The sequence below is a fragment of the Thermotoga profunda AZM34c06 genome (assembly GCF_000828675.1).
Taxonomy (GTDB): domain Bacteria; phylum Thermotogota; class Thermotogae; order Thermotogales; family DSM-5069; genus Pseudothermotoga_B; species Pseudothermotoga_B profunda.
The window spans coordinates 1,486,892-1,499,338 of the sequence record NZ_AP014510.1; the positions used below are offsets into that span (position 1 = coordinate 1,486,892).

The following is a 12,447-nucleotide window of genomic DNA, read 5'->3' on the forward strand; positions in this document are numbered from 1 at the left end:
TCATATCACATATATAAAATCATGATAAAAATGCCTCTTTACGTAAGTACAAATATGAGCTGTCTAACTGAAAAAGCTCTGTGCCCAGAAACCCGGAGGTTCACTCTTAAAATTGGGGGTGATTATGATGATTTTATTACCAGCTTTCTGTTTTACTTAGACACCTAACTACATTTCTCAAAAACGAAAATTTACCTTTAAGCAAATATCACGTGGAAAGTTTGGGGGAGGTGAAGGTTATGAATTTTAGGAAAATGATTTTGACAGTTATTATGTTGTTGTTTGTTATATCAATTGTGAACGCCAAGATCACTTTGACATTCATGACGCCTCTTGCAGGTGAAGATGGCGCATATATGGACAGAATTATCCAGAAGTTCAATGCTGAAAACCCAGATGTTGAAGTCGTTCATCTGGTTTTGGTAAATGATCTTGAGTACAAAATGAAATTGTCAACGGGAGTTTCGACAAGACAAGCACCACAGGTCTTGTTCACTAGAAAATATGTGTTACCCGCCTTCAAGGATTTGTTGAAAACATTCACTGCTCAAGAACTCAACCAATATGGTATTGATGTGAATGATATCTATCCAGGTTTGATCGAAGGCTTGGTGGAAAATGGAAAGATCTACGGAATACCACTCGATTGTTGGATATTTTACTTGGCGTACAATCGTGGCAATTTTGCCAAAGCCGGTCTGGATCCGAATAAACCACCAACAAACAGAGAAGAATTTTTAGCTGCATTGGAAGCTCTCAAAAAGATTACACCACAAGGTGTTACTCCTTACTATGAAAACCCATCATGGAGCTGGATATGGGTACACTATCTGTGGCAATTTGGTGGAGACCTCTTAACACCAGATTTCAAGGAACCGGCATTCATGGAAGCTGGTGCTAAAGCACTCAGATTTATGATGGAACTTCAAGATAAAGGTTATTTGCCAAAAGCCAGCGTTGATCCAGGTCCAGTATTTCTTGGTGGTCAATCGACATTTCTGATCACTGGAATTTGGACAGCAGCTGCTTTTAAAGAGGCTCTTGGTGAAAACTTTGGTGCTGCGCCTGCTCCACAACTCGGTACTCACAAGGCTGTTTTCGGCGGATCTCATGTTCTTGCCTTAACAAGAGTCATGGTTGAAGATCCAAAGGTTCTCGATGCTGCTATGAAATGGGTTAAATATCTGTGGGATCATGCAATTGAATGGTATGCGGCAGGACAAACACCGGCAAGAATATCAATTGCGCAGAGCCAAGAATTGAAAGAAAAACTACCGCACATTTATGCTGTGGCACAACAATTACCATACGTGAAAACATTCCAGATGTTCCCACTGTTGTCTGAAGTTGTTGATGCTGTGGCTGTTCATTTGGAAGATGTTTTGATAACACGCCGTGTGACTCCAGAAAAGGCTATGGAACAAGCAGCAGAAGAGGTTAGAGATATACTCGAGGATTATTGGTCAAGCGTTAAAAAATGAAAAAACGTAGGGAGGAGATGAGATTCGATGAAATCTTCTTTGCCTAAACATGTTCGCAAGGGGGTTGGAGCTTATCTGTTTCTCCTCCCTCATCTTTTCTTTTTTGCTCTATTTGTGGCTGCACCGTTGATATACGGTATGATTATGAGTTTTCACGATTGGCGTCTTCTTGGAGAGCCACGTTTTCTTGGATTAGAGAATTTCGTACGTGTTTGGAAAGATTCGAGGTTTTGGGACACGGTAAAAAATACAGTAATCTTTGCAGTAATCAGTGTGCCCACAACGGTTGCGTTGGGAATAATGTTGGCGCTTATCTTAAATCAAAAAATGTATGGGAAACTATGGCCTCTTGTTGCGTTTGTCTCGCCTGCCTTCTTTGGTTCAATAGGTATCCTGTTTTCATGGGATTGGATACTTGGCTCTCAACCTGCTGCCTTGGCCAATTATTATTTACAAAAGATCGGTTTGATAAACGATCCCATGTCATGGTTTAAGAGCGCGACTTTGGCATGGACTTGGATCATAATCATCACAGCTTGGTGGATAGTTGGATTCAGTGTCCTTTTGTACATTGGTGCTTTACAAAGAATCCCCCCTGAGCAATACGAGGCTGCCAAGATAGATGGTGCAGGACCATGGAAAAGGTTTGTGAATGTCACGTTACCATGGATACGAAATGTCATGTTTTTTGACGTGGCGAGACATGTGTTGCTGGCCTTCGGATTGTTTGATCAAGTCTATATTCTAACCGCGGGAGGACCGGCTGGTAGCACTCGAACAATGGTTTACTATTTGTACTTAGTCGGTTTTGAAAGACAACAACTCGGTCGTGCCGCGGCTATATCTTGGTACATCTTCATGATTGTGATAATTTTTGGCTTAATTCAACTGGCACTCTTGACGCAGTCTGTCAGATCAGCGGAGGTGGAATAGGGTGAACCACAAAAAGAAGATTCGACGTTCTACCATTAGGAAGATTATATATTCCGTGGTTGTTTGGCTTATTGGCATACTGTGGTTCGTTCCAATTTTTTGGATGTTGACCACTTCACTCAAACCAACAACAACCGCTATTACAGAAAATCCCCCACGATGGATACCAAATCCGATCACTTTTGATAATTACAAAGCTGTTGCAAAAGCAGCTGGAGGTATAAATGTTGGGAGATCTGTCTGGAACAGTCTTGTTGTTGCTGTAGTAGCAACAATCGCTGGTCTATTAGTTTCAATACCTGCTGCCTATGCCCTTGCAAGACTCAAGTTTCCTGGACAAAAGATTATTTTCTGGTCATATGTTGCGATATTGGCATTTCCATCTGTGTTGTTTTTGGTACCAAATTTTTTCATAATCAATCGATTACACTTGATGAACACATTTTCTGCCCTGATATTGCCGGGACTTGGTGGAACCTTTGGTGTTTTCATGCTTCGACAATATATGCTTGGGATACCAAGAGAACTTGAAGAAGCAGCCGTTATTGACGGTTGTTCTCGTTTTCGCATTCTGACAAATATCATCGTGCCACTGATAAGACCAGCACTCGTAACACTTGGCATAATGACATTCTTAGGTTCCTGGAATAGTTTTCTATGGCCTTTGATAGTACTCACATCGTCGAGTAAGTTCACTTTGCCAATAGCACTTGTTAGATTCAGTGCAGGATGGGGTGATCCTTATAGAGGTATAGGTCCATCTATGGCTGCTGCATTCATATCAGTTGCACCTGTGCTGATTATCTTTGTCGTATTTCACAGATATCTCATGCGAGGTGTATCGCTCAGTTCTATTGGCAAATGAGGTGGATTTTATGAAATTCTCGGGAGTACTTTGGTTCTTTTTGGCTGCACTGACTCTTGTGCTATTTGAAGAAACTGTTGTGAATGCTCAAGAGATATTACTTAACGTGGATCTTCAGATATATCAAAAGTTAATCGAGAAAAACAGAAAAGTTCCTGTGAGCATCACAGTTATTGACTCATCAAGTAAAGTTTTGAAAAATGCTTACCTGGAATGTAATCAATTATCACATGAATTTCTATTTGGGAACGCCCCAGAATACCTCATTTTTGCGTATGCTCCTTATTTTTATAGGAGAGGTTCGAGGTTTGGAACAAGACCAATCTCAGAAAATGATTTAGAAGTCTACAAGAAATACTACATAGAATTGTTCAATTGCGCAACTGTCCCGGCATTCTACTGGGCTGATTATGAACCAGCTGAGGGATTTTTACCTCTGATTGATGCAACGAAAAAGATAGTTCAATGGCTCAATGATAATAATATCGTTGTGAAAGGTCATACTTTGGTTTGGGGAAACGCACCCGGTGTAGGTGTACCTGGCTGGGTGCGAGCAAAAGGAGCAAATGATGAATGGAAAGAGGTTGAAGAATTACTACACAAGAGAATTGTTCGAGAGGTAAATGAATTCAAAAATGAAATACACATGTGGGACGTCGTAAATGAACCGATTGTTCAAAGGTGGTTTGACAATCTTGGTAAAAACTATATTGCTGAGAGTTATAAACTTGCAAAGCAAGTCGATCCAGACGCCGAACTTATACTCAACGAATTTGGATTATTAACCAACAACGATACACGTCAAAAATTCATTACCCTTGTTCGTAAATTGATAGATGAAAAAGTTCCAGTTGATATCATTGGAGTTGAAGCGCATATCTTTAATGCAAATGATATAAAAAATCAACTTACCAACTTGGATAAAATCTACAGTGCGTTAGATGAGATCGCAGAACTCGGTAAACCGATACACATCACAGAATTTCAAATTCCTTTATCCGCAGTGATAGAGGCTTTCAATGTAGACGTCAATACTGCTGAACAACTTCAAGCAGAGATTGCTAAGATATTTTATACAGTCTTTTTCAGCCATCCTACCGTTGAAGCAATTGTATACTGGAATTTCTACAGAGCCTGGCAAGTTGGGAGTGGTTTTCTCAGAGATGATTTGACATTGAAACCCATCTACTATGTTTTAAAAGATCTCATTCACAAGGAATGGAAGACATCGATTAGCACCCAAACAGATACAAATGGCATAGTTATCTTCACAGGATTCCCAGGATTATATCGAATAAATATTAAATACGCTCATCAAGAAAGGACTCTCGACATAAATGTATCCAAGAATAAACCAAACGATTTTGTGATTGTTTTGGATAAAAGTGACCAAGAATGACTAAACTCTATGTTTTAACCGCGAAAGAATCAAAGACAATTGAAAAAATAACATGTCAATCTGAAGAGATTGTCATTTCTGATAGATTTGTTAACCTGATATAAAATAACGAGAAAAACAGAGAAAATGAAAGAAGATATGAGCATTTTGTGGTTTTATGTATCTACATTCTATTAACTGTGATTTATGACTTTTCATTGGACTTGACTGGGTTGATCAATTAGTATAATGATAATAGTGTGTATATGTATGTACAAAAGAAATATTTTTGAGTTATCTGAATATTCAAATCTTTTCCTATTAGAAGTAGATTTTTTGTTATTGGGAATATAGTACGTATGTTACAAATGGGGGGCATTCAACAGTGGACAATGTTTTACTTCGCTTTGAAGGTGTGCATAAAACTTTTCGCCTGGGACATTTTTTTTCAAGAAATAAGATACACGCTGTTTGGGATGCAAATTTCAAAATAGAAAATGATCCTATTGTTTTCACTTTGGTCGGAGAGAGCGGTAGTGGGAAGACCACAATAGCAAATCTTTTGTTGAGGACTATTAAGCCAACGAAGGGTACAATCTGGTTCATGGGTAAGAACATAGAGAATTATCCCAAATCAGAATTCATAAAACAGATTCAACCTGTTTTTCAAGATCCCTTCGAGACGTTCAATCCTTTAAAAAAACTGGAGACTTATTTTCAGATAATGTTGAAAAAGATGATAAATTCCAAAAATAAAGTCAAAGGTCTTTCCTTGTTTGAGAAATCTTTGAATGCAGTTGGATTGACTATTGAGGATATTAAGGGAAGATATCCACATGAACTCTCTGGTGGACAGTTACAAAGATTGTCCATAGCCAGGTCTCTTCTTGTAAATCCAAAGATTCTTGTAGCCGATGAGCCTGTTTCAATGCTGGACGTTTCTTTAAGAATATCGATCTTGAATCTATTCAGAAAATTACGCGATGAGAAACTTCTCCATGTTTTCTATATAACTCACGACCTTGCTACGGCGTATTACATAAGTGACTACATCGCAGTTATTCTAAAAGGAAACATTGTGGAGGCAGGACCAGCAGAGAAGCTCCTAATGACTCCGTTGCATCCTTATACACAATTACTGAAAGAATCAGTGCCAGATTTGCTGGATAAAGAGAAAAAAACATATAAATTGGTTAATCGAAGTGTTGAATCTCCACGAGAATATTCAGAACAACTCTGTAAGTTCATTCTTAGATGTCCTCAAAAGAAAGATATATGTGACAAAAAAGCCCCACCTAACTTTACCGTCGACAACACGGTAGTCAGGTGTTGGCTTTATCAAAAGGGAGGGGTGTAGTGTGAGGTACATCAAGTGGGTAGTTGTGGTTGTTCTGGCAATCGCGGGGATAATCAGTTTTGCACAAGAAGTTCTTCCTGGAATTCCTAGAAATGAGGTTATCATCATTGAAGATCCATCGGGTCGTTCTCTGAATCCTACAAGATTCAATCTCTGGGGAGGCGGCGTTTCAAGCTGGTCAACAGGTATCCAGCAGTTGTGTTTAGGAGCACTATGGTACATAGATCCAGATGCTGGAATTGAAGGAAACACATGGATCAATCTTTTGGCAGCCGACGCACCTGTGTACAACGATAACAAAACAGAGATGACTGTGAAATTGAGAAAAGGGATTTATTGGAGCGATGGTGTACCGTTCACTGCAGACGATTTAATATTCACAGTCGAAACACTGAAAAATCATCCCGAAATGACTTGGGGAGCATATATGCAGGTCAATGTCCAAGAAGTGAAAAAGATCGATGACTACACAGTCTTATTCAAGCTCGTAAAGTCAAATGGAAGATTTCACACAATTTTTACTGTGAGATGGTCTGCGTGCTATATCATGCCCAAACACATCTTTGAAAAAGTCCAAGATCCTGTCGCCTTTGATTTCTACCCACCGGTAGGAACTGGTCCATATGTTTTGAAATCATACGATCCGAATGGTTACTGGTTCCTGTGGGAATTGAGACAAGATTGGGAAAGGTCAGATCTTGGTGTGGTATTTGGAAAGAAACCTGGTCCAAAATACGTTCTGTACAAAGGAATAGCTTCTCCTGAGAAAAAGGTTATGGATCAGATGGCTCATGAACTCGATATAATCCATGATTTACCACCGGAAGGAGCGATAACCCTTCATCAAAACAATCCATATTGCGTCACTTGGTTTGATGGTTGGCCATGGGCACATCCAGACCCAACACTACCATCTTTGATTATGAATCATGAGCAGTTCCCATACAATTTGAAAGAAGTCCGCTGGGCTCTCACACTTGCCATTGATATTGTTCAAGTCGTATTGCAATCATACAACGGATGCGCAACTATATCACCAATCCATGTTCCACCAACAGGTAAGGATCCAGAATGGTACTTCGACAAGATAGAACCATGGTTGAAAGATTTCACAATTAAGGTAGGATCTGAGACATTCAAACCATATGATCCGACTATACCTACGAAGATAGCCGATGCCGTTAAGTATGCCTATGGCTATAAAGTTCCAGAAGATCCCTCAGAAATCAGGAAAATGGTTGGATATGGATGGTGGAAATATTCACCTGATGTAGCTGAAAAACTTTTAAAGAGCGTAGGGTTCAAAAAAGAAAAGGGAAAGTGGTTATTACCTGATGGTAAACCTTGGAAGATCTCTATACTCTGTGAGGCTGCGACGAGATCTGTTATGACAAGAGCAGCAGCAGCAGTTGCTGAACAATGGCGCAAATTTGGCATAGATGCTCAAATAGAAGCCGTAGAACCATCCATGTTGTGGACAAGGATGAATTATGGAGAAGACAAAGATACCATATATTGGGCATGGTGTATCGAAACATGGGGTGGTCATCCTGATTTATTCTGGTTCTTAGAGTCTTGGCATTCCGATTATTATAGACCAACTGGTCAGACTGTCGTAGCCAAGAACCCCATGAGATACAAGAGTGATAAAATTGACAAAATTATAGATTCGTTGAGACAAACCGACTTCTTTAAAGACACAGATAAAATGATCGATCTGGGTTTGGAATATGTGAAGACTTGTGTAGAAGATATGCCCATAATTCCTGTCTTCTCTTATAACGTATTCACAGTTTGTGACGGATATTACTGGACTGGTTATCCAACAGCAGAGGATCCTTACACAGATCCAGTACCAAACTGGGGAAATACGAGATTCATGTTTATAAAATTGCAGCCAACGGGAAGGAAATAGTTACAGGTTTTAATTAGATAACTTGTTAGAAGTCCACGGGAGGAGATCGTGTGAAAGATTTTTTGAAATTCATACTGAAATATTTCATAACAAGATTATCAATAAGTTTGCTTGTGATCTTCATAGGTGTTTCGATTATCTTCTTGATCCCACGACTCGTTCCAGGTGCAAATCCTGCAGAAATGGCAATCAGGCGATTGCAAATGGCAGGTGCTTATCTACCAGCAGATAGTATCGAAAAAATGAGACAAGCCTTACTGAAACTTTATGGTTTGGAAGGCTCCATCTTCAGGCAATATATAACATTCTGGAGAGAATTATTAAAAGGAAATTTAGGGCCTTCATTTGCCTCTTTTCCAACACCTGTTATAACGCTTATAGCTCGATCCCTCCCGTGGACTGTTGGTTTACTTGCTTTGACAGCGTTGATATCTTGGGTTTGCGGAACGATTCTTGGAGGGATTGCCGGTTACAGGAATAAGGGATTGTGGGTAAGAATTCTTGAAATTGTTTCAAATGCCGTGAGACCTGTCCCATATTATATCCTTGCTTTACTTTTGCTCATACTGTTTGCCTATGTACTACATTGGTTCCCAACTGGTGGTGCATACCAAATCGGATTGACGCCGACTTTGAATTGGGCTTTTGTCAAGAGCGTCATAAGATACGGTTTTTTACCAGCACTCTCGTTGATAATAATCGGTATAGGTGCATGGTTTTTGAATATGCGTAACCTTGTATCGAATATCACAGGTGAGTACTTTGTAACTTTTGCACATCAAATGGGACTGAAAGACTCAATTATACTTAAAAGTTATGTCATAAGACTTGCAATGCCCGCACAATTAACTGGTCTTGCTTTACAACTTGGGTTTATCTTCAATGGCACGATAATAACAGAAATCGTATTCAATTATCCCGGTTTAGGGACTTTAATTTATACAGCTATAATGCAATCTGACTACAATTTGGTCATGGGAACAACACTATTTTCAATAGTGGCTGTGGCATTTGCAACTTTATTTGTGGATCTTTTGCTGCCTTTTATAGATCCCAGGATTCAATATGTATCTGGATAAAAACACATGATTAACGGGAAGGAGAACAAGAGAGATGAATTCATTCATCGGTGTTGTCAAGAAGATGTTCAAAAATGATAGGAGATTTAAATTTGGTATAATCATTTTCGCATTTTTGCTGATTTTTGTGGTGTTATCGTTTTTTTCACCATATGATCCCCGCTCAAGCTATTATGCTCCCATCTGCCGTCCACCTTCTTTGAAACATCTTTTTGGTACTAACGGCAGAGGTCAAGACTTATTTTGGTTACTCACCTTTGCCTTGGGGAATTCATTGGTATTTGGTCTGGAGGTTGCCCTTTTATCCCGTGTACTGGCGATAATCATAGGTGTTATAGCTGGATATAAAGGCGGAAATGTGGTTGACAACATATTGATGTTGTTGTGTGACACATTTGTTGTTTTGCCAATTTTTCCAATATTGGTTTTTTTGCGCTTAATTGCACGCAGTATGAGCTTTTCTACTTTGGCAATTGTTTTAGCATTGTTTGGCTGGCCATGGGATGCAAGGCTCATAAGATCTCAAGTATTGAGTTTAAGAGAGCAAAAATACACGGTTACTGCGGTGTTTTCTGGTAGGAGCATTTTTGGTCTGATTTTCTCGGAATATTTTCCTCACATACTTCCAATCATACTTGCAACTACAATTAACAACATGCTTTGGTCTTTGGGTTTAGAAATAACCCTATCTATCTTAGGATTAGCTCCTTTAGATATTCCAACGATGGGGACTGTAACTTACTGGGCTATACAACAACAGGCGATGGTTACTGGTGCATGGTGGTGGATACTATTTCCAATCGTTTTTATAGTTTTGCTATTCACCTCTTTGTACCTTCTTTTCACCAGTATAACGTCTTTCATCAATCCACGTTTGAGGGCGGTTGGTGCCGGGGAGGTCAGCCGATGACTCGTGTACAGGTAAATGACTTAAAAGCATATTATGTAATCGAGCAAAATGGATCCCTTAAAAATATCAAAGCTGTGGATGGTGTGTCTTTGAACATAGAAGAATATGACTTTCTGGCTATAGTAGGTGAATCTGGATGCGGTAAAACGACTCTCGCTAAGGTGTTATATGGCGCGTTGGATCCGGCGTTATCGATAGTTGCCGGGAATGTGCGTTATAACTATGAGGATTGCGAATATGAGATTTCTCCCACTCGTAATACTCTTCCAAAAATGTGGTGGAAAAAGATTTCTTACATTCCTCAGGGCTCGCTGAGTGCTTTAAATCCTATAAGAAAAGTGGGTCAAATCTTTCGTGATCTTTTATCATCGCATGATATACCATTTGAAATCGAGGAAATAGAAAAACATATAGGGTTAGTTAATTTATCTGGTCAAGTTCTTCAAATGTATCCTTTTGAACTTTCGGGTGGTATGAAGCAGAGAGTTGTAATGGCATTGGCAACTTTTTTGAGCCCTCAGATAATAATCGCCGATGAACCTACATCTGCTCTTGATGTTGTCACTCAACGCGACATTCTCGGACTTCTCAGTTTTCTTCATAAATCAAAACAAATCAGTTTTGTGTTTATTACTCATGATATATCTTTGATACCAGGTTTGGCAAATGTTGTGGCTGTAATGTATTGCGGATGTATTGTGGAATATGGTCTTGTGGATGAAGTATTTTCTAACCCTCTGCATCCGTATACGAAATTTCTGCTTTCTTCAATTCCAAGGATAGGCGACAAGAGCGAAAAAAAACCTATACCTGGAGCAGTAGTCAGTTTGGTCAATCCTCCATCAGGTTGTAGATTCCACTCAAGATGTCCCTACAAAGGCGACTCGTGTGAGAATTCAAAGCCCAACATGATCAAAGTTGGTTCTGGTAGACATGAAGTTGCCTGCTGGTTGTACAAGTAACGATATTTGAGTTTAACTCAGAAAGGGGTGAGTTGTCATGACGTTCAGTATCCATGTTAATCCAAAAAAGATTTTGAAGCAAGTCAGTAAGTATATCTATGGACATTTCACAGAACATCTTGGAAGGTGTGTTTATGGTGGTTTATACGAAGAGGATTCTCCTCTCTCTGATGAAAGAGGTTTCAGAAAAGATGTACTCAGTGCTATAAAAAAGATCAGAGTCCCTGTTCTCAGATGGCCGGGTGGTAACTTTGTGTCCAATTATCACTGGCAAGATGGAATAGGTCCCAAAGATCAAAGACCTGCCAGATTTGACCTTGCTTGGCAACAGGAGGAATCCAATAGATTCGGTACAGATGAATTCATTGAATATTGTAGGGAAATAGGAGCTGAACCATATATATGCTTGAATATGGGTACAGGTAATCTCGATGAGGCATTGCATTGGTTGGAATATTGTAATGGGAATGGAAATACCTATTTTGCCAAGTTGAGAAGAAATTACGGTCATCCGGAGCCATACCATGTGAAATTCTGGGGTATAGGAAATGAAATGTATGGGGAATGGCAAGTTGGTCACATGACCGCCGAAGAATACGCAAAGAATGCAAGAGAATACGTAAAATGGATGAAAGTTTTCGATCCTTCCATAGAAACTGTGGTAATCGGTTGTGATGATGCAGATTGGAATGTGAAGATTCTCAAAGCAACTGGTGACATAACGGATTACATCTCATATCATTTCTACACGGGCTCTGAAGATTATTATGAAACGGTATCTACTGTCTATCTGCTCAAAGAAAGACTTATCGGTGTCAAGAAATTGATTGATATGGTTTGCAAAAGGAATGTCAAAATAGTTCTGGATGAATGGAATGTATGGCATAGGGTAATGGACAACAAATTGGAAGAACCATACACTTTGAAAGATGGGATATTTGCTTGTGGTGTCTTGATTCTTCTTCAGAAGATGAGTGATATTGTACCGATAGCAAACCTCGCACAATTAGTCAATGCACTTGGAGCAATCCACACTGAGAAAAATGGGCTTTATCTCACACCGGTTTATAAGGCTTTCGAACTCATTGTGAATCACTCTGGTGAAAAACTCGTGGAAACGAATATCGAGACGGAGAGATATGATATCGATGGCAAGATGTTTTTCAACAAGACACCGTTTTCATTGTCAGAGGTTCCCTACATTGATGGTGCTGCGACCATTTCTCAAGATGGAAAGAAATTGTACATTTCAACTGTCAATTATAAGAAAGAAGAACTCATGATAAATGTTAGAATAGAAGGAATGGGCAAGAAAATCGGAACACTTTATGTTCTCACTGGACCAGATGTAAACGCACAAAATACTCTGGCAAAACCAAATGTGGTTGATATTACCAGTCGATCGATTAATGTCGATACAGAATTCAAATTAAAATTAGACGCTTCTTCTTGTACAACATTAGAGATACAACTTGAATAGTTGTTATGAAAAAATGAGCAAAGTGTACAACATTTGAGTTTTTGATATTGACACATTTGGTAATGCTTATAATAAATAAAAGAGTCG

At 39.2% G+C, this 12,447-nt stretch carries 10 protein-coding genes; all 10 read left to right on the top strand.

All coding sequences use genetic code 11. The annotated features are described in order from the left end of the window. Positions 1-239: 239 nt before the first annotated feature. The 10 genes from TSP02S_RS07185 (at position 240) to TSP02S_RS07230 (ending at position 12,360) form a co-directional block, all read left to right on the top strand. Positions 240-1,481, top strand: coding sequence for an extracellular solute-binding protein (locus TSP02S_RS07185; protein WP_041083041.1), 1,242 nt, complete (start codon positions 240-242; stop codon positions 1,479-1,481). 27 nt (positions 1,482-1,508) lie between these two features. Further along, positions 1,509-2,414, top strand: coding sequence for a carbohydrate ABC transporter permease (locus TSP02S_RS07190; protein WP_041083043.1), 906 nt, complete (start codon positions 1,509-1,511; stop codon positions 2,412-2,414). Between the two features lies 1 nt (position 2,415). Beyond that, positions 2,416-3,279, top strand: coding sequence for a carbohydrate ABC transporter permease (locus TSP02S_RS07195; protein ID WP_052465373.1), 864 nt, complete (start codon positions 2,416-2,418; stop codon positions 3,277-3,279). Positions 3,280-3,289: 10 nt separating this feature from the next. After that, positions 3,290-4,678: an endo-1,4-beta-xylanase gene (locus tag TSP02S_RS07200; RefSeq protein ID WP_052465374.1), complete on the top strand. Its 1,389-nt coding sequence runs from the start codon at positions 3,290-3,292 to the stop codon at positions 4,676-4,678. 364 nt (positions 4,679-5,042) lie between these two features. Further along, positions 5,043-6,014: an ABC transporter ATP-binding protein gene (locus tag TSP02S_RS07205; RefSeq protein ID WP_041083045.1), complete on the top strand. Its 972-nt coding sequence runs from the start codon at positions 5,043-5,045 to the stop codon at positions 6,012-6,014. Between the two features lies 1 nt (position 6,015). Beyond that, positions 6,016-7,929: an ABC transporter substrate-binding protein gene (locus TSP02S_RS07210; RefSeq protein WP_041083047.1), complete on the top strand. Its 1,914-nt coding sequence runs from the start codon at positions 6,016-6,018 to the stop codon at positions 7,927-7,929. Between the two features lie 50 nt (positions 7,930-7,979). After that, positions 7,980-9,008 (top strand): ABC transporter permease, encoded by a 1,029-nt coding sequence (locus TSP02S_RS07215; RefSeq protein WP_144380744.1) that lies wholly within the window; start codon positions 7,980-7,982, stop codon positions 9,006-9,008. 34 nt (positions 9,009-9,042) lie between these two features. Next, complete coding sequence (locus TSP02S_RS07220) at positions 9,043-9,918, top strand: ABC transporter permease (protein WP_052465375.1); 876 nt, start codon at positions 9,043-9,045, stop codon at positions 9,916-9,918. Continuing rightward, entirely contained in the window at positions 9,915-10,880 is a 966-nt protein-coding gene (locus TSP02S_RS07225) for an ABC transporter ATP-binding protein (RefSeq protein WP_041083049.1), read from the top strand. Before TSP02S_RS07220 ends, TSP02S_RS07225 begins: the two co-directional genes overlap by 4 nt. 37 nt (positions 10,881-10,917) lie before the next feature. Further along, positions 10,918-12,360: an alpha-N-arabinofuranosidase gene (locus TSP02S_RS07230; protein WP_041083051.1), complete on the top strand. Its 1,443-nt coding sequence runs from the start codon at positions 10,918-10,920 to the stop codon at positions 12,358-12,360. The last annotated feature ends 87 nt before the right edge of the window (positions 12,361-12,447 follow it).